Below are 18,633 nucleotides of genomic sequence, written 5' to 3' on the forward strand. Positions count from 1 at the left end.
CGGGTTCCTGAACGCGAGCACGAGGGCGGGCACCGGTGCCGGACCGGACCGGCCGAGGCGACCGGTCCGGTCTCGCCGGTCCCGACCGGTTCAGTCGTCCTTCTTGCGCTTGCCTCGGACCTGGAGCGGCCGCATCATCTCGTTGTCCTCGTGCTCGACGATGTGGCAGTGCCAGACGAAGCGACCGGGGTGATCGAACCGTGCCTTCACCCGGGTGATTTCCCCCGGATAGGCGATCACGGTGTCCTTGAAGCCGCGCTCCCAGCTCTCCGGCGGAACGGGAGATCCGGTCAACGGCTGCCGGTTCACCACCTCGAACGCGACCTCGTGGATGTGGATCGGGTGGGCGTCCACGGTGAAGTTGTACAGCTCCCATGTTTCGGTCGCGTTCAGCCGCGGGTTCTCCGTGACCGGGTCGTCCCAGGCGAGCGTTACCGGATTGCCGGCGGAGTCGACCGTCCCGAGCAGGTTCTGGACCGGCGTTCCCGGTGGCACCAGGGGACTGCTGGAGGTCGCCTCGCTCAGGGACAGGCGGCGGGTGACGCTCGCCGAGCCGAGCGGTCTGATCCTGGGGAGCCTGAGCCGGTCCGGCGGGACGCTGGTGTCCTTGCTCGCCAGCGGGCCGACCACGAACTTCATCACCTGGCCGGTGGTGGCCGGATCCGCCACGGGGAAGGCCACGCCCGGTTCACCCCGGCCGAAGGGCTCGTCCGCGCCCTCGTTGATGAGGTACAGCTCGGTGCCTTCCGGGATCCCGGTGAAGTCGACGATGACGTCGGCCCGCTCCGCATTGGCCAGCAGCAGCCGCTCCAACCGCACCGGTGCGGGCAGGAACCCGCCTTCGTTGCCGATCTGCCAGAACGGCACGGCCGACCGGGCAGGCCGGACAGTCGGACTGTCCGCGATCTTCAGGATGAGGAACCGGGCATTGCATCCGTTGAGGAGGCGCAGCCTGTAGCGACGCGGCTCGACCTCGAGCTTCGGCCATGTCCGGCCGTTGACCACCATGGTGTCGGCGAAGAATTCGGGGTTCCAGATCGGCGGCACATCGGTGGTGGGAATGTACGGCCCTGCGAAACCATCGAAGAATTCCCGGCTCGTGGGGTAGAACAGCGAGCCGTCCGAATTGAACGAGCGGTCCTGGACGGCCAGGGGGATCTCGTGGTACCGGGTGCCCGGCCGATCTCCGAAGGCGGGCGCCGGGCCGGGCAGAACCCCCTTGGGCAAGTCCCCGTCGCCGCCGCGCAGCAGATAGAAGCCGGCGGGACCGGCGTAGACGTTGAGCCGGGTCAGGCCCAGAGTGTGGTCGTGGAACCAGAGGGTCGACGCACGTTGGTCGTTCGCATACTGGAAGGTCGCGGTGCCCGGGTCCCACTTCACGCCGTGTTCATCGGCGAACTTCTTCCGGAATTCTTCGTAGAACGAGCCCACGGTGGCGAATCCAGCGGGAATGTTGTTCGCACGTGGCAGGTACCACGCTTCGGTGTAGCCGTCGCTCTCCTCGGTGGAATGGCCGCCGTGCAGGTGAGTGACGATCGGTACGGGGCCGGTGTACGGACCCGGCGTCGAGGCGAACGTCGGCCGGGAGTCCCGCCCGGCCGTTCCGCCCGGCGGATTCGCCCAGTGCAGGGTCGGGTCGACCGTCAGCAGGTGCGGGAGGAAGCGGCCTCGGCCGTCGACGAGATCGTTCACCCAGGTGACCCGGACGGGCCGGTCGGTCTTGGCCTCGATGGTGAACGACGGGTAGTTGAAGGTGCCGTCGTCCCCGAGCGAGCCGTATCCCCACAGGGTCGTGGGCGGCAGTCCGGAGGGCAGCACCTGCTGGCTGAACTGCCGGACACCGATCACGTACGTATCCATGTCGTGCCGCTCGGAGTGGCGGGCCTTCGGCATCACCGGCGGGATCACCAGGTCGGTGACGTATTTCGGAATGGTCGTGGGGTCCAGGGTGGGGACCGGGAACGTACGGGCCGACCCGGCTCCCGGGGCTGCCGCATTCCCGTTCGGCAGTGCCACCGCCCCGGGAGTCCCGGGAAGAGCCAGGGCCGCCCCGCCGACGGCGCCGGCTACGAGCAGGTCTCTTCGTGCAATCATTTCTCTCGCCTTCTCCAGCCCGGGAGCGCCACCCTTTCGTCACGGAATGCTAAAGCAGGATTACGTTGAGTAATCTGAGGCCGGCCGGTGTGTCGTAGCCGCCACCCCAACTGACACCGGCGCACCCCGGTCGACGGCGGCATGCCGAGCCCGACCACGGCCGGCGCGATCCGGACCCAGTGCGGCGGGCCGAGCACGGCGAGCGAGAGCACAGCCTGTTCCCCTGCTCCGCCGGGTGGTTCAGCCGGGCGGGCCGTAGCCGCCTCCGCCGGGGGTTTCGATGACCAGCAGGTCACCGGGCAGGACCGCGAGGGAGTCGCATGCCGCCATCGGCGCGGTGCTGCCGTCGGCCCGCTCCACCCGGTTGGCGCCCAGCGCGCCGGGGGCGCCGCCGGCCATGCCGTACGGCGGGACCCGGCGGTGCCCGGACAGGGTGCTCACCGTCATGGATTCGCGGAAGCGGAGCTTGCGGACGGTGCCGTCGCCGCCCTGCCAGCGTCCCGCGCCGCCACTGCCCGCACGGACGGAGAACTCCTCCACCAGGACGGGAAGGCGCAGTTCGAGGATCTCGGGGTCGGTGAGGCGGGAGTTGGTCATGTGGGTCTGCACGGCTGATGTCCCGTCGAATCCGGGTCCGGCGCCGGAACCGGATGCCACGGTTTCGTAGTACTGGTGGCGTTCGTTGCCGAAGGTCACGTTGTTCATGGTCCCGCTGCCCTCGGCCTGTGAGCCCAGAGCGGCGTAGAGGGCCCCCGTGATCGCCTGGGACGTCTCGACGTTCCCGGCCACCACGGCGGCGGGATGGACGGGGGCGAGCATGGAACCGGACGGGACGATGATCCGCAGGGGCCTGAGGCAGCCGTCGTTGAGCGGGATGTCCTCGGCGAGCAAGGTGCGGAAGACGTACAGCACGGCCGCGTTCACCACGGACGTGGGCGCGTTGAAGTTGGTGCTCAACTGGGTTGAGGTGCCGGTGAAGTCGATGGCCGCCGAGCGTTCCTGCCGGTCCACCGTCAACCGGACGCAGATGACCGCCCCGGAGTCCATCTCGTAGCGGTATTCGCCGTCGGCCAGGGTCACGACCGCCCTGCGGACGGCCTCCTCCGCGTTGTCCTGGACGTGACGCATGTACGCCGCCACCACGTCCGGACCGAAGTGGTCGATCATCTTTCCGACTTCCTCGACGCCCTTGCGGTTGGCCGCGATCTGGGCCCGCAGGTCGGCCAGGTTGGTCGCGGGGTCGCGCGACGGGTAGGGCGCCCGGGTCAGGAGGTCCAGGGTCTCGGCCTCCCGTAGGCGGCCGTCCGCTACGAGCAGCCAGTTGTCGAAGAGGACGCCCTCCTCCTCGATCGCCCGGCTGGTCGCCGGCATGGACCCCGGAGTCAGTCCGCCGATCTCCGCATGATGGCCACGCGAGGCCACGAAGAACAGGATCTCGGTTCCGGGAGCCTGACCCCGCTCGTCGAAGACCGGGGTCACCACGGTGATGTCGGGCAGGTGGGTACCGCCGTGGTACGGGTCGTTGACCGCGTAGGCTTCGCCGGGCCGCATCGTCCCGGACCGGCGACGGACGACCTCCCTGACCGCGGTGCCCATGGAACCCAGGTGCACCGGGATGTGCGGCGCGTTGGCGACCAGGTTGCCGTCCGGGTCGAACAACGCGCAGGAGAAGTCCAGCCGTTCCTTGATGTTCACCGACTGGGCGGTCGAAGCCAGCCGTGCCCCCATCTGGTCGGCGATCGACACGAAGAGGTTGTTGAAGATCTCCAGCATGACGGGGTCCGCCGCCGTCCCCACACCGGCCCGGGCGGGCACGGCGGCCCGTTCGACGAGCAGGTGTCCGGCGCCGGTGGCGGTCGCCCGCCAGCCGCAGTCCACGACCGTGGTCGCGTTGGTTTCGGTGATCACGGCAGGGCCGGTCACGACGGTGCCCGGACGCAGGCGTCCACGCCGCCGCAAGGGCACGTCGCGCCACGTGCCGTCCGTGTAGAGGGGGACCGTTCCAGGGAGCGTTCCGTCGTCGGCCGGACCGGTCTCGGCGAGCCGGCTCAGGTCGGGCTGCGGGGTGAGACCCGTCGCTTCGACCGAGACGGCGTCGACCACGACGGGGCGGTCCAGAAGAAACGAGTACATCGTCCGGTGCCTCGCCTCGAACGCCGAGACCATCGCCGGAAGGCCGGCCAGTGCCACCGCGACGGCCGTGTCGGTGCCGTCGTACCGCAGCCGTGCGGTGTGCGTGACCCGGATGCGTTCGGCGGGGACGTCCTCGTCGTGCAGCACGGCGCGTGCCGCGGCCTCCAGCTCGTCGGCGACGAGGCGCAGGTGCCCCATGCTGTCCTCCACGAGGGGCAGTTCGACGGACCGCTCGCGCAAGGTGGTCGTGTCGGCGAGGCCGATGCCCAGCGCGGAGAGCACCCCGGCCATGGGGGGTACCAGGACGGTGCGGATCCCCAGGGCATCGGCCACGGCGCACGCGTGCTGGCCGCCCGCGCCTCCGAAGGACATCAGCGCGTACCCCGTCACATCGTGGCCGCGCTGCACGGAGATCCGCTTGACGGCGGCCGCCACGTTCGCCACCGCCACCTGGAGGAAGCCTTCGGCCACCCGCTCCGGTGATCGCCGGTCGCCGGTGCTCGAGCTGATCTGCGCGGCGAGTTCGGCGAACCCCCGCCGCACGGCTTCGTGGTCGACGGGCTGGTTCCCGTCGGCTCCGAAGACGTGGGGGAAGCAGGCCGGCTGGATCCGGCCGAGCATCACGTTGGCGTCGGTCACCGTCAGCGGGCCCTGCTCGCGATAGCAGGCCGGGCCGGGGGACGCCCCGGCGGAATCGGGGCCGACGCGGTAGCGGCTGCCGTCGAAGTGCAGGACGGAGCCGCCTCCCGCCGCGACCGTGTGGATGTCGAGCATGGGGGCCTGGAGGCGGACTCCCGCCACATGGGAGGTGGACACCCGCTCGTAGGTTCCCGCGAAGTGGGAGACGTCGGTGGAGGTACCGCCCATGTCGAAGCCGATGACCTTCTCGAAACCGGCCAGCCGCGACAGGTGCGCCATCCCCACGATGCCGCCGGCCGGCCCGGACAGGACGGCGTCCTTGCCCCGGAAGTGCCCTGCCTGGGCCAGGCCGCCGTTGGACTGCATGAACATCAGCCGCACGCCTCCCATCCGGCCGGTGACCTGCCCGACGTGGCGGCCCAGGACGGGGGAAAGGTAGGCGTCGACGACCGAGGTGTCTCCGCGGGGGACCAGCTTCACCAGGGGACTCACCTCGCTGGACAGCGAGATCTGGGGAAAGCCGATGCGGCGGGCCAGTTCGCCGATCGCCCGCTCGTGCCCCGGATGCAGTGCGCTGTGCAGGCACACCACGGCGACGGCGCGGATGCCGTCGTCGTACGCGTGGCCCAGCTCGACGGCGAGGCTGTCCAGATCGGGCGGCTTCAGCACCGTGCCCTCGGCGGTGATGCGTTCACCGACCTCGATGACCCGCTCGTACAGGGCCTCGGGTAGGATGATCTGCCGGTCGAAGAGGCGCGGGCGGTCCTGGTATCCGATGCGCAGGGCATCGCGGAACCCACGCGTGATGACCAGGGCGGTGCGTTCGCCCGTGCGTTCCAGCAAGGCGTTGGTGGCCACGGTGGTGCCCATCCGCACCCCGTCGATCGCGGTGCGGGGAATCGCTTCGCCGTGCCGGAGCCCCAGCAGCATGCGGATCCCCGCGACGGCCGCGTCGCCGTAGCGGGCCGGGTTCTCGGACAGGAGCTTGCGGGAGACCAGGCGGCCGTCCGGGGTGCGGGCGACGATGTCGGTGAAGGTGCCACCGCGGTCGATCCAGAACTGCCAGCCGGGACCGGTACTGGGGGCCATGTGCCGTCCTTTCCTGCCTGAGCCGGACCGCGGTCGCGCATTCAGCATGAGCCTCCGGCCGCGTCCGGTGCCGGCGCGACTCGCTCGGGCCGAGACCCATACTGGGAGTGGTACGCCCGTGGGCGGAGGTGGGCCGGTTGAGTTCCCTGACGGTGGGCGTCTGCCGCGAGACGGCGCCGGGTGAGAACCGGGTCGGGCTGGTGCCCGACCTCGTCGGCCCGGCACGGGCACTCGGGCCGCACGTGCTCGTCGAGGCCGGGGCCGGGGCGTCCGCCTCGATGCCCGACGGCCTCTTCCGGGCAGCGGGCGCCCAGATCGCGACGCGCGAGGCCGTCATCGCCCGGGCCGACATCCTCGTCGGTGTACGGCCGCCGGTCCTCCCGACGGGCTGCCGGTTCCGGCAGGGGCAGGTACTGATCGCGCTCCTGGACCCGCTGAGCATTCCCTTCCAGGTCCGGCGGTGGGCGGACGAGGGGCTCACAGCCATCGGCCTGGATCTCGTCCCGGACACGCCGGAGGCCCACCCGATGGACGCTGCCGCCTCCCAGGGCCGGCTCATCGGCCATCAGGCGGCGCTCTTCGCGGCCGACCGCTTCGGGCGCCCCCTGTCGGGCACCCCGGGACGGGGTTCGCCCGGCGCGGCGAGGGCCTGCGTGATCGGGTCCGGTGGCGCCGCCCGGCAGGCCGCGGAGACCCTCCGCGGCCTGGGGGCCCGGGTCCGCGCCGTGGACGGCCCGGAGGGCGGGCAGGTTCCGCCCTTCCTGCTCGAGGGCGTCGACATCGTCGTCGCGACCGTCCGGCCCGGCCGGGAGCGGCGGCCGCCGGTCCGGGTGACCGCGCGGGCGATGGCGGGCATGCGTCCGGGGGCCGTCGCCGTCGACACCGCCGCAGGGCCGGAGGGCGGCCTTGTCGAAGGCGTTCGGGCCGAGGGCGTGACGACCACGGCTTCCGGCGTCACCGTCATGGGCGTGGGCCGCCTCCTCGAGCACATCCCCGCAGCGGCTTCCACGGCGTACGCGCGGAACGTCACGGCGCTGCTCGGGCGCATCGTGCGGGACGGCACCCTGCGGATCGACCCGGCCGACCCGGCCCTGGCTGCCATGATCGTCACCCGCGGCAGCCTCGTCCTCCACAGGGCCGTGTGGCAGCGGATCCTCGACCAGACCGCCCTGGCGGGCCTGCCCTGACGCTTCACCCGCCCGGGTCACTTCCCGGGCACGGTCTCCCGGAGCACGGCCGCCTGTCGGGCCACGGCGACTGCCCGGTACGCGCATTCCTCGTAACACCGGCCGATCACCGCAGCATCGACGGCATCAGCCGCCCGGACCGTCCCCTCCCCTTCCATCAGCAGACGGCTCAACGCCTCCTGCCGACGGCTGATGCCCGCCAGCTCCCTGCCGACGACGCCGTGGGGCGCGGAGAGCGCGACGACGTCACTCGTCCGGCCGATCAGCCCGAGGCATGCCTCGCCCATGTCCCGCACGGGTCGCCGCACCGCTTCGGGAAGCGGATGCGCCGATCGCCGCTCCCAGGCGATGTCGCCCACCTGGCCGGTCAGCAGGACGATGCGCCCCACGTCCTGACCGACGTACAGACCGGCGAGGAGCGAGCGCAGATCCCCGGCCCCGCTCGCCTCGCCAAGATCGTCGGCGCTGTTCCGCAGGTCGACGAGCGCCCTTGCGAGCTCGGCCATCTCCCGCTCCGCACCGGGTCCGCTCCCCACGAGGACGGCCGTGGCCAGGCGCAACGCGTCGTGGGCCAGCCGCAGCACGTGCGCCACGTCCTCGACGGTCCGGTCCGTCCCGCCCCGGGGCCTGTCACCCACATCCCGCTCCTGCTCCACGGCCGAACGCCGCCCCGCGTCCCGTCTGTGGCGTTCAGGAGGTCCCACCAGCCGTCTACGCCACCGCAGAAGCATGTCAGAGGACCGCGCGGCTGCGAGAGCGGCGCGCCCCGTGCCGAAGCACGCCGGTTCCGGTCCCGTGATGCGAGCGGGTCCGCGGTTGGGAAGACTGGGAGCATGGCGACCAAGGCAGTGCTCGAGGGCGGCCCGGACGATCTGCCCGAGCGGATCGTTCCGGTCTCCGACCCCGAAGCGGACTTGAAGATTCCACATCGCGGCGGATACGAGCATTTCAAGATCACGTCGCGGCATCAGGACAGCCCGGAAGGGCGGCTGGCCGTCTTCGAGTGGTGGGAACGGACGGAGATCGCCGAATGACACGGACGGTCGACGCCGCTCGGGGCCTACCGTGGAGGAGTGGGAGCGAGCGGCAGCCCTGAGACGGACCGCGAGGTCACCGTCTGCCTCGCCGGCGACGTGATGCTCGGCCGAGGCGTGGACCAGGTGCTGCCCCACCCGGGCGACCCGCAGCTCGCCGAGCCGTGGGTGACGGACGCACGTGCGTACGTCGAGATGGCCGAGGCCGCGAACGGGCCGATATCCAGGCCCGCCGGCTACGACGCGCCGTGGGGCGACCTGCTGGAGGAACTCCGGGCCACCGGGCCGGACGCCTGGGTGCTGAACCTGGAGACCAGCGTGACCCGGGCGGGCGGCTTCGCCCCAGGGAAGAGCGTCCACTACCGGATGAGCCCGGCGAACGTGCCGTGCCTGGCCTCTGCCCGGCCCGACGTGTGCGTACTGGCCAACAACCACGTCCTCGACTTCGGCCGGGACGGACTGGCCGAGACCCTCCACAGCCTCACCCGCGCCGGGCTGCGCACCGCCGGCGCCGGCGGCGATGCCGCCGAGGCGTGGCGGCCGGCACGGGTGGTCCTGCGGCCTCCTCGTTCCGGCACGGGAGCCGCGCCCCGTCCCGGGCGGCGCCTCCTCGTGTTCGCGGTCGGACTCCCTTCCAGCGGCATCCCCCTCGACTGGGCGGCCACCCCGGACCGCAGCGGCATCGCCCTGGCCTCCGCACCCTCGCCGACCGCCGCGGCCGGCCTGGTCGCCCGTATGCGGGCCGCCCGTCGGCCCGGCGACCTGGTGGCCGTCTCGATCCACTGGGGGTCCAACTGGGGCTACCGGGTCCCGCCCGAGCACATCCGGTTCGCCCACGACCTCGTCGACGGCGGCGCCGACTTCGTCCACGGCCACTCCTCGCACCACCCCCGCCCCTTGGAGGTCTATCGCGGCCGGCTGATCCTCTACGGCTGCGGAGACCTGATCGACGACTACGAGGGGATCGGCGGTCACGAGCAGTACCGCGACGACCTCCGCCTCCTCTACACGGCCCGCCTCGACGAAACCACGGGGGCGCTGCGCGGACTGCGCCTGATCCCGTTCCAGGCCCGCCGCCTGACACTGCGCCGGGCCCGGCCCCGGGACGCCCAGTGGCTGCGCGCTGCCCTCACCCGCCACGGCGCCCCCTTCTCCGCGGCCCTCACCGTCGGCGGCGACGGGGCGCTGGTCCTCGCCTCGTGGTGACACGGGATACGGGGTCAGGCGCCGTCCGCCGGACCGACCCCGTCCGGACCCGACGTGACCAGGGGGAAGGGGCCGGCCACAACCCGCAGGACGCCGATGCCCCCGGTCGGCGTAGCCGAACGGGACCTGTGGGTCGTGGTCCGCATACGCTTCCTGTGCGACCGCCGGCCCCATGGAGGTAGGGGGCCGGCGAGCTTCCGCCGGCACACGAAACCCTCGTGTGCCTGCGTCTTCACACCGGACCGCGGGACCCGACCGGGTCGTCACCCGCGTCGGTCTGTGCGACGGACGGTGATCTGCCCACTCGGGGACGTCGAGGTTCCCTCCGGGCTGCCGTGTGTGCCGTCGGCATCGGCCGCCCGGGCGGCGGTCCGCCAGGAGATGGAGGAAAGGTGCAGGCAGGCATACGTCACACCCGTCTGGCCGCCGCGCTGGCCGTACTCACGCTCGCTGCTGCCGGTTGCTCGCCCACGGCCGGCAACCTGCCCGGGACGCCGGGCGGGCCGCCCGATCCGTCGGCCGCCGCAACTGCGGCAGCGGAGGCCGGGAACCTGCTCGGTGACGCGGCCATCGCCCGGCAGGAAGCCGCGTGCGCCGCACAGCAGCCGAACAGCCCGTGGTACAAAACGCTCCTGCCCTTCGAGCACTACGACATCGGGCGCACCAGCCTCTCCCCGTGTGCCCGCTTCCCCGGCTCGTTGACGGGGAAGAACGTGGTCGAGGCCCATCGCGTCACGGGCAGCCTCTACTACACGCCGTTCGACATCGCCACGCGTGGAGAGAGGGACCTGTACGTCTACGGCGGCGGCAACGGTGACGCCAATCCGCCCGCCCTGCAGACCTTCATCGCCAAGGTCGAGCCCGGCACCATGAAGGAGATCTGGCGCACCCACCTCTCCGACGCCCGGAAGAACAACGAACTGCACGTGTCGGGAGCGGTCGACGTCATGGCCGACGGCAGCCTCGTCGCCATTTCCGACCACACCCTGTACAAGCTCGACGGCACCACGGGCAAGATCCTCCTCAAGAAGGACATGCCCACCGGTGAGAGCCCCCCGAACGACAGCGCGTTCAACGGGATCGACGCCTTCCCCGACGGCACGATCGTCGTCCGGTCGCTGAACCGGCCGGTGGGCTGCACGCTCAACGGGTACAGCGCCGCCGGCTTCAAGTGCCCGGGCGCGCCGAACTCGGCCAAGCCCTCGATCATCGGCACGGTCGATCCCAAGACCTTCAAGGTGCTCAGCTGGACCCAGTTGAAGGGCAACGTCCTCGGCCGGGTCACCACCAGCCGCTACCAGGGCCGCGACTACGCCTACGTGACCACTCCCACCCAGCTCTTCCGCTACGTCTGGGACGGCCGCACCATCAAGCAGGACCCCGCCTGGGGTCCGATCACCTACGCCACGTCCGGCCAGACCCAGGCCGGCGCGCCCGTGATCATGGGTGACTGGGTGGTCATGTCCACCAACGGCACCGCCGCCAAGGTGCCGCTGAGCGTCGTCGCCGTCCACCAGGGGAACGCCGGGCGGGTGACGCGCATGGACCCCAATCCGGCGCTCGAACCCGGCCAGTACAGCTACTACTACGCCAAGGTCTCGGCAGACCCGGTCAACAACCGGATCTACGTGATGGACTTCGGCCTGGGCACCGCCTCGGCCATCGACTTCCGCAACGGCAGGATGTCCCTGGCCTGGAAGGTCAAGCAGCGCACCAACAGCTACATCACCCTCATCGGGCCGCCGGACAAACGGGTCTTCGTGACCGCGAACGCGCGGTCGAAGGAGACCGACCCCACCAAGTTCAACCCCGGCCCGATCGGCGTCAACTACATGGACCAGATCCAATGGCGAGACGCCCGCACCGGCAAGCTCCTGGCCGCCTCCGACTTCTACGCGCCGGCCACCTCCGCCGGGACGGTGCCGCCCGGCTACGGCGGCCTGATCTACAACATCCTCTACGACGGTCACGCCGTCGTCCTGGAAGTCCGCCCAGCCGACAAGGCCCGCAAGGCACGCCGGTAGCCGTCGAGCCGGACACACGCGGAGGGCCTGAAGACCACCGAGGTCGCCGGGCCCCCGCCACCGCCCCGCGCCCTCCGTGGCGGCGGCCAGGCGTCGACGTCCTTGCAGGCGTCGGGCGCTCCCTCGGAAGGCGTGGTCCGACCCGACGCGGAGGTCGAGGGGCTCCCCCAGGAGTAGAGCCGAGCACACGGGTACTTCCCCGCACTGCCGGTCCGGCCCGTCAGTGGACCGTTTGGGCCCTCCGGGGGACCGACAGGCCCGCGCGGTTCCGCATGCGCCGGCGTCACGATGGGCAGCGTCTGCGGAGGTGGTCGGAATGTCCAGTCTCGGAGTGGCCGTCGTGCGCCAGTACGAGCGCGGTGTCGTCTTCCGGTTCGGCAGGCTGCACAACGTACGGAACCCCGGCATCCGTTTCATGATCCCGCTGGTGGACCGCATGTGGAAGGTGAGCCTGCGTACGGTGACCATGCCGATCGCCTCCCAGCAGGTCATCACCCGGGACAACGTCTCCATCGGTGTCGCCGCCGTCGCCTACTTCCGGCGCGTCGATCCGGTGAAGTCCATCGTCGAGATCGAGGACGTGTCGTCGGCGATCAACCACATCGCCCAGACCACCGTGCGCAACGTGGTGGGCCGCTCGTTGCTCGACCAGGTCCTCACGGACACGGAGACCCTCAACATCCAGATCAAGGACATCCTCGACAGCCTCACCGAGCAGTGGGGCGTACTCGTCCTCCTCGTCGAGCTCAAGGACATCGAGCTGCCCACCACGATGCAGCGCGCCATGGCCCGGCAGGCGGAGGCCGAGCGCGAGAAGCGGGCAAAGATCATCGCTGCCGAGGGGGAGGCCCTCAGCGTGGACCGCCTGGCCGAGGCAGCCGACGTCATCAGCCGCCACCCCATCGCCCTGCAGCTGCGCAACCTCCAGATCCTCGCCGAGATCGCCGCGGAGAAGAACTCCACCATCGTCTTCCCCGCCCAGTTCCTCGAGAGCGCCCGGGCACTCACCCGGTTCGTCGAGAACGAATCCGCGAACGCCTCCTCCCCCCTCGCGGCGCTCGGCCTGACACCCGCGACCGGGCAGGACCGCCGCATGGAGTGACGCCCACCCGGGCCCTGGCTCGCCGTCCCGGTGGACGCCGGGGAAAGGACCGACCAGCCTGGTGTGTGGCAGCCGATCCGAGTGCTGAGAGGTGGTGGAGACGATGGGACCCCTGGCCCCCCTCACCGTCGGAGTCGACGGTTCGGATTCCAGCCTGACCGCAGTGGACTGGGCCGCGGACGAGGCAGCACGACTCGCCCTTCCCCTGCGTGTCGTGTACGCCTCGCTGTGGGAGCGGTACGAGGGAGCGGTACCGGCCCGGAGCCTGAACCGTCCTTCCGGACAGATTCTCGCCGAGAACATCGTGGCCGCCGGAGCCGACCGTGTCCGAAAGCGCAGCCCCGGTGTGCAGGTCACGACGGACATCGCGGCCGAGGACGCGACGAGCGCCCTGTTACGCGAGGGACACACGGCAGACGCTGTCGTCGTCGGCGCGCACGGACGCGGAGAGCTGGCCGGCCTCCTGCTCGGATCCGTGGCCCTCGTCGTCGCCGCCAGGTCCTCGGGCCCGGTCATCGTCGTGCGCGGGGACCGGCACGCCCTGGAGGGACGCCACGGACGCGTACTGCTCGGAATAGGCCCCCACGACGTGGACTCCCCGGCCGTGCGGTTCGCCTTCCGCGAGGCCGCGGCACGCGACGCGGAACTCGACGTCGTCTGCGCCTGGCGACGCCCCCTGCACGAACGGGTCGACCACATGGTCCTGCCCGGGGCCGTGCCCCGCGGCCATGAGGAACAGGCAGCGGCGTTGATGGACGAGGCCGTGGAAGCCGTGGCCCGCGAGCACCCGCAGGTGCGGCTCCGCCGCACCACCCTCGAAGGCACCGCACGCAAGGTACTCACGGAGCGGTCCGCCGCAGCGGACGTCCTCGTCGTCGGCGCACGCCGCCCGGGCCGCATGATCGGCATGGAGCTCGGGAGGGTCGCCCACCGAGCCCTGCATCATGCCCGCTGCCCTGTCGCAGTCGTCCCGCAGCACCACGACGCACCGGTTCCGGATGAACCGTGACCCCCGGCCCGACCACAACAGGGGCGAGAGTGCCCCTTCGAGATGAAGCGTGCGCCTTCAGCGCGGCGCGCACGCCGCAAGCCGTTCGAGCGGCAGGCTGACCGCGTGGTCGCGGCCGGGCCGGATCCGGCCTCTGCCACAGCACTCAGGGCGGAGCTCAGCCAGTGAGGGTCTCACCGAAGGCGACGTTCGCCGCGCTGGCCGTGCCGAACTTCCGTCTCTTCTTCGCGGGCCAGTCGGTCAGCCTGATCGGCACGTGGATGCAGGCAGTGGCCCAGTCGTGGCTCGTGCTGCAGCTGACCGGGTCGGGCACGATCCTCGGGCTGGTGGTGGCCGCCCAGTTCCTGCCCGTCCTGCTGGGCGGCCCCTACGGCGGGCTGCTGGCCGACCGGGCCGACAAGCACCGGCTGCTGATGGCCACACAGTCCGCCCAGGCGGCCCTCGCCCTGGCGCTGGGACTCCTGACCGTCACCCATGCGGTCCGGCTGTGGACGGTCGTGGTCCTGGCGGTCGGGTTGGGCGCAGTGAACGCGGTGGACATCCCCACCCGCCAGACGTTCGTCCCCGAACTGGTCGGCCCTGAGCTGCTGCGCAACGCGGTCGGCTTGAACAGCATCCTGATCAGCGCCACCCGCGCGATCGGCCCCGCGGTGGCAGGGATCCTGATCGCCACGGCGGGAGTCGGCGCCTGCTTCCTGGCCAACGCGGCCAGCTTCCTCGCCGTCCTCCTCGCGCTCCGCCTGATGCACACCGGCCGGCTGCAACCCTCGGGCGCCCTCGAACGGGCGCCCGGCCAGCTGACCGAGGGCCTGCGCTACGTGCGCCGCACGGCCGGCCTGTGGGCACCCCTGGCCATGATGGCCCTGATCGGCACCCTCGCCTACGAATTCCAGGTCGTCCTGCCACTGCTGGTACGAACCGTCCTCCACGGCGGACCACAGACCTACGGCTTCCTCACCGCCGCCATGGGGCTGGGCTCCGTGGCCGGCGGACTCGCCGTCGCAGCCGTGGGCCGTGCCGGCGTCGTCCCCCTGATCGGCGCCGCCGCAGGCTTCGCCGCCACGCTCGCCGCCGCCGCGGCAGTGCCGACAGTGCCTGCCGAAGTGACGGTCCTGGCCTTCGTCGGGGTGGCGAGCACCGTCTTCCTCGCCCTCGGCAACACGACACTGCAACTGATCAGCGATCCGGCGTTCCGGGGCCGGGTCATGGCCCTGTGGTCCGTCACCTTCCTGGGCAGCACACCCGTGGGCGGACCCGTCGTCGGCGTCGTCTCCCAGCACCTGGGCCCCCGTGCCGGACTCGCCCTCGGCGCGGGCGCCTGCCTCACCGCCGCCGTCCTGGGCCTGCTCGCCCTCCCCCGGATCCCGCAAGCGGCCCGCTTCGTCGAACGCACGAAGGCCCGCCAACCCCCTCCACCCGACACCGGGACCGACCGCACCTGACCGCCGTCGCACCGCCGTGGGGCAGCTCGCGCCGTCGGCGGTCAGGAGGCGGCGCAGACGGCCTCGACGAAATGGCCCACCTGCTCTTCCGTGAGGTGCCGGGCCAGGTCGGCTTCGCTGATCATGCCGACCAGCCGGTGGTCTTCGATGACGGGGAGTCGTCGGATGCGGTGTTCCTGCATGACCTGCAGGACCTGTCCGGTGTCCGCATCCGCCGCCACGGTGTACGGCTTGCCCTGGGCGAGCATGCCTGCCGTCATGTGATGGGGATCCTTGCCCTTCGCCAGGCACTTCACGACGATGTCGCGGTCGGTGATGATCCCGTGGAGCCTGTCGTCCGGTCCACAGATCGGCAGGGATCCCACCCCCAGTTCGCCCATGCGGCGCGCCGCGTCCATCAGTGTCTCGTCTTCCTGCACGCAGGAAGCGCCCCGGTGCATGATCTCTCGCGCGGTCGCCATGGCCTCCTCCTTGCGCTCGGGGGCACCGGCCGGGTTTCCGCAGGCGTCGGGCTCGCAGCTCGCGGCCCGCGTTCGCGAACCCGGCTCGCTGCATCCGCGAACGGCGTCATCACGTTCGCGGCCCTGTCGGTCCGTGCCTCCCATTCTCCGTCCCGGTGTTCGGCGACGCGAGCGCGGGCCGGTTCCGGGGGGCGGTGCTGCGATGTCGTCACGCTCACCGCGTGTCGCTCCGACTCCTGCCGGTGGGGGCGGTCATCAGCCAGGAGACGGTGCGGCTGACGTCAGAGGAAGCGAGGATACCGACCAGGCAGCCACCGTCGTCGACGACCACGGCCCGTCCGGTCCCACCCGAGATCATCTGCGGCAGCACGTCGACGAGCTGGTCGTCAGGGCGGGTCACGACCACCTGCGATGTGGGGGCCATGACTTCCCGCACCCGTGTCACCCCGCGCCGCGTCTCGGCGACCCGGCCCGCCGCGGCGAGCGTGAGGAGGCCCGCCGGCGAGCAGCCGTCCTCGCCGATGACGGGGAAGGCCGAGTGGCGGTAGCGGTATCGCGGATCCGCCAGGAGGTCCGCGACGGTCAGGTCGGCGGGCACCGTGACCGGGGAAGGTGTCATGGCCTGCCGCACGGTCACACCCGTGAGTACGGCCCGCAGCTGCGCCTGCCGGCCTTCCGCGGTCGCGGTGGCGATCAGGAACCAGGCGATCATGACGAGCCACAGTCCGCCGACCACGTCGCCGCGTGCGAACAACAGCAGCCCCGCCAGGAGGAGGAGCCAGCCGAAGCCGCGCCCCGCCGCGGCCGCACCGGCCGTGGCTCGTGCGCGGTCTCCGGTCCTCCACCAGAGGAAGGCCCGCAGCAGCCGGCCGCCGTCCAGCGGAGCGGCCGGCACGGAGTTGAACAGCGCCAGCAAGAGGTTGATCACCGCGAGCCACACCAGCGCTTCACTCGGCAACCCCCGCCCCGCTGTACTGTCGGCGACCCACGCGCCCAGTGCGAAGAGTGCGCCCAACCCCAGGCTGACCAGCGGTCCGACTCCCGCGATGCGCAGCTCGGCGGCGGGCGTGGACGCCTCCGTCCTGAGCCTGGCGACCCCGCCGAGAAGCCACAGAACGATGTCGTCCACCGCCACCCCTTCGCGACGGGCCACCACGGCATGGGCCAGTTCGTGAGCGAGCAGTGACACGAAGAAGAGGGCCGCCGCCAGCAACCCCACGAGCCAGTAGGCCCACCAGGCGCGCCCCGGGGACACCGCGGGCAGCCGCCCCTGCGCCAGCCCCAGTGCGATGAGCGTGAAGACGGCCAGGATGCTCCAGTGCACACCCACCCGGACTCCCGCGATCCGGCCCAGTACGAATGTCGGCGTCACAGTCCCTCCAGCGTCAACCCCTGCACCTTCCGGCTGCCGGCGCAAACACGGCGACCGGCGCTCTGGAAGGCCTGCCGGGGCGGCTCCCATGCTCGCCCCGCAGACATCTACCAGCGTAGGCACCGGCCGGTGTCCCCATAGGGCCGACCGGTCCCCCTCCCCGCCCTGGCGGCCCCCCACGCGCCGATCACGCCCGATGCGGGCGCGCCGAACTCTGCGCGCCGGCCGACGCACGCAGGACGGGGCTCCTGCGGGTGCAGGCCGCGCTTCCCCGCACGACGCTGGAAGCAGGGGTGCTCTTCCTCACCCGACCGGCATCCGCCGGGAAGGCGGTCCGGGCTTCCCGCTCGTCCGCGGGGGCGCCGCGGCCGTCCGACGGTGGAAGGCCGGCCGGCACATCCCGGCCGCGATGGGAGGCCAGGCATGTTGTTCTCCGATCGGACCGCTGCCGGCAGGCTGCTGGCTGACGAGGTCGCCCGGCTCGCGCTGCACCGGCCGGTGGTCCTCGGTCTGCCCCGCGGCGGGGTGCCCGTGGCCGCGGAGGTGGCACGGAAACTGGGGGCGCCACTGGACGTGATCGTGGTCCGCAAACTCGGTGTGCCCTTCCAGCCCGAGGTGGCCTTCGGTGCCATCGGGGAGGGCGGCGTACGGCTCGTCGACGATGCGACGGCCAGGACGGCCCGCCTCGGGGAGCGGGACTGCTCTCGGGTCGAGGAGGCGGAGCGGGAGGAGCTGCTGCGGCGGCTGGCCCGCTACCGCCGGGGCCGGAAACGGACGGCGCTCACCGGACGCGCCGTGGTCATCGTGGACGACGGGATCGCCACCGGATCGACCGCGTCCGTCGCCTGCGAGGTGGCACGCCGGCAAGGGGCCGCGCACGTGGTCCTGGCCGTCCCGGTTGCGGCACCGCAGGCACTGCGGCGCCTCCGGCACGAGGCCGACGCCGTCGTGTGCCTGTCGGCTCCCCCGCACTTCTCCGCCGTGGGCCAGTGGTACGAGGACTTCTCGCAGGTCGGCGACGAGGAGGTCTCGGCACTGCTGGCCGCCGCGACGAGGGCCAGCACGCATCCGGCGAATCCGGCAGGGGGCGCGAACCCGGTGGAGATGGACGACGTGGTGGTGGACGCAGGTGGAACGGCCCTGCCCGGGCTGTTGGCCGTGCCCCGTGACGCGGCGGGCGTCGTCGTGTTCGCACACGGCAGCGGAAGCAGCCGTCTGAGCCCCCGCAACCGGCGGGTGGCCGAGGTGCTCAACGACGCGGGTCTCGCGACGCTGCTCTTCGACCTCCTCACCCCGACCGAGGCACAGGACCGGACGAAGGTCTTCGACGTTCCCCTCCTCGCCCTCCGCCTGACGCAGGCCAACCGATGGCTCCGGCCGAGGCTTCCCCTGCACGTCTGCTACTTCGGTGCGAGCACGGGCGCCGCGGCGGCACTCGCGGCCGCGGCCGAACCGCGGTCGGACATCGCGGCGATCGTCTCCCGGGGCGGCCGTCCGGACCTGGCACTGACCCGGCTCGAGGCCGTGCGCGCTCCGACCCTGCTGATCGTCGGCGGAGCGGACCTGCAGGTCCTGGACCTGAACCGCCAGGCCGCCGCGCACCTCCAGTGCGAGCACCAGGTCACCGTGGTCGCCGGGGCCACGCACCTCTTCGAGGAGCCCGGAGCGCTGGACGCAGTGGCGGACGCGGCATTGGGCTGGTTCACCCGTCACCTCGCCCCTCTGCGCGCCACGTCACGGGGGTCGGACGACCGGCGCAAGGCATGACGGCGGACCGAGGTGGAACTGCCGCCCCCGATTCCATGGGCCGACCACGGTCCACCTGGACCGGGAACACCGCT

General features: G+C 71.7%; 13 protein-coding genes. 8 read left to right on the plus strand and 5 right to left on the minus strand.

What is annotated here, in order from left to right:
• Positions 1-90: 90 nt before the first annotated feature.
• Both AB0469_RS22445 and AB0469_RS22450 read right to left on the minus strand, forming a co-directional pair.
• Positions 91-2,016, minus strand: a complete 1,926-nt coding sequence (locus AB0469_RS22445; RefSeq protein WP_366453179.1) for a multicopper oxidase — start codon at positions 2,014-2,016, stop codon at positions 91-93.
• A gap of 318 nt (positions 2,017-2,334) precedes the next feature.
• Positions 2,335-5,955, minus strand: coding sequence for a hydantoinase B/oxoprolinase family protein (locus AB0469_RS22450; protein ID WP_366453180.1), 3,621 nt, complete (start codon positions 5,953-5,955; stop codon positions 2,335-2,337).
• A gap of 137 nt (positions 5,956-6,092) precedes the next feature.
• Between AB0469_RS22450 and AB0469_RS22455 the strand changes: the two genes are divergently transcribed.
• Entirely contained in the window at positions 6,093-7,142 is a 1,050-nt protein-coding gene (locus AB0469_RS22455; RefSeq protein WP_366453181.1) for a hypothetical protein, read from the plus strand.
• A 17-nt stretch (positions 7,143-7,159) separates the two neighbouring features.
• On the opposite strand, the gene AB0469_RS22460 is transcribed toward AB0469_RS22455, so the two are convergent.
• Positions 7,160-7,735 carry a hypothetical protein gene (locus tag AB0469_RS22460; protein WP_366453182.1) on the minus strand — a complete coding sequence of 192 codons (576 nt, stop codon included), beginning with the start codon at positions 7,733-7,735 and terminating at the stop codon, positions 7,160-7,162.
• A gap of 240 nt (positions 7,736-7,975) precedes the next feature.
• Between AB0469_RS22460 and AB0469_RS22465 the strand changes: the two genes are divergently transcribed.
• The 6 genes from AB0469_RS22465 (at position 7,976) to AB0469_RS22490 (ending at position 14,959) form a co-directional block, all read left to right on the plus strand.
• Entirely contained in the window at positions 7,976-8,176 is a 201-nt protein-coding gene (locus AB0469_RS22465) for a DUF5988 family protein (RefSeq protein ID WP_366453183.1), read from the plus strand.
• 39 nt (positions 8,177-8,215) lie between these two features.
• Positions 8,216-9,382 (plus strand): CapA family protein, encoded by a 1,167-nt coding sequence (locus AB0469_RS22470; protein ID WP_366453184.1) that lies wholly within the window; start codon positions 8,216-8,218, stop codon positions 9,380-9,382.
• 392 nt (positions 9,383-9,774) lie between these two features.
• The gene (locus tag AB0469_RS22475) at positions 9,775-11,406 is read left to right on the plus strand and encodes a hypothetical protein (RefSeq protein WP_366453185.1); all 1,632 of its coding nucleotides are present in this window, start codon (positions 9,775-9,777) and stop codon (positions 11,404-11,406) included.
• 316 nt (positions 11,407-11,722) lie between these two features.
• Entirely contained in the window at positions 11,723-12,508 is a 786-nt protein-coding gene (locus tag AB0469_RS22480) for a slipin family protein (RefSeq protein ID WP_366453186.1), read from the plus strand.
• 103 nt (positions 12,509-12,611) lie between these two features.
• Positions 12,612-13,517: a universal stress protein gene (locus tag AB0469_RS22485; protein ID WP_366453187.1), complete on the plus strand. Its 906-nt coding sequence runs from the start codon at positions 12,612-12,614 to the stop codon at positions 13,515-13,517.
• Between the two features lie 164 nt (positions 13,518-13,681).
• On the plus strand, positions 13,682-14,959 hold the full coding sequence (locus tag AB0469_RS22490) for an MFS transporter (protein ID WP_366453188.1): 1,278 nt from the start codon (positions 13,682-13,684) through the stop codon (positions 14,957-14,959).
• Positions 14,960-15,000: 41 nt separating this feature from the next.
• Here the strand turns inward: AB0469_RS22490 and AB0469_RS22495 are convergent, their stop codons facing one another.
• Together AB0469_RS22495 and AB0469_RS22500 are read right to left on the minus strand one after the other, a co-directional pair.
• Entirely contained in the window at positions 15,001-15,420 is a 420-nt protein-coding gene (locus tag AB0469_RS22495) for a CBS domain-containing protein (protein ID WP_366453189.1), read from the minus strand.
• Between the two features lie 214 nt (positions 15,421-15,634).
• A complete protein-coding gene (locus tag AB0469_RS22500) occupies positions 15,635-16,792 on the minus strand; it encodes a site-2 protease family protein (protein ID WP_366453190.1) in 1,158 nt (385 codons plus the stop codon).
• Between the two features lie 423 nt (positions 16,793-17,215).
• On the opposite strand from AB0469_RS22500, the gene AB0469_RS22505 reads away from it, so the two are divergent.
• Positions 17,216-18,559, plus strand: a complete 1,344-nt coding sequence (locus AB0469_RS22505) for a phosphoribosyltransferase family protein (RefSeq protein WP_366453191.1) — start codon at positions 17,216-17,218, stop codon at positions 18,557-18,559.
• Positions 18,560-18,633: the final 74 nt, after the last annotated feature.

The sequence above is a fragment of the Streptomyces sp. NPDC093801 genome (genome assembly GCF_040701585.1).
Taxonomy (GTDB): Bacteria; Actinomycetota; Actinomycetes; order Streptomycetales; family Streptomycetaceae; genus Streptomyces.

Coding starts and splice junctions, on each gene's coding strand:
- AB0469_RS22485 (WP_366453187.1), top strand. CDS start 12,612: ATGGGACCCCTGGCCCCCCTCACCGTCGGAGTCGACGGTTCGGATTCC.
- AB0469_RS22465 (WP_366453183.1), top strand. CDS start 7,976: ATGGCGACCAAGGCAGTGCTCGAGGGCGGCCCGGACGATCTGCCCGAG.
- AB0469_RS22495 (WP_366453189.1), bottom strand. CDS start 15,420: ATGGCGACCGCGCGAGAGATCATGCACCGGGGCGCTTCCTGCGTGCAG.
- AB0469_RS22450 (WP_366453180.1), bottom strand. CDS start 5,955: ATGGCCCCCAGTACCGGTCCCGGCTGGCAGTTCTGGATCGACCGCGGT.
- AB0469_RS22480 (WP_366453186.1), top strand. CDS start 11,723: ATGTCCAGTCTCGGAGTGGCCGTCGTGCGCCAGTACGAGCGCGGTGTC.
- AB0469_RS22505 (WP_366453191.1), top strand. CDS start 17,216: ATGTTGTTCTCCGATCGGACCGCTGCCGGCAGGCTGCTGGCTGACGAG.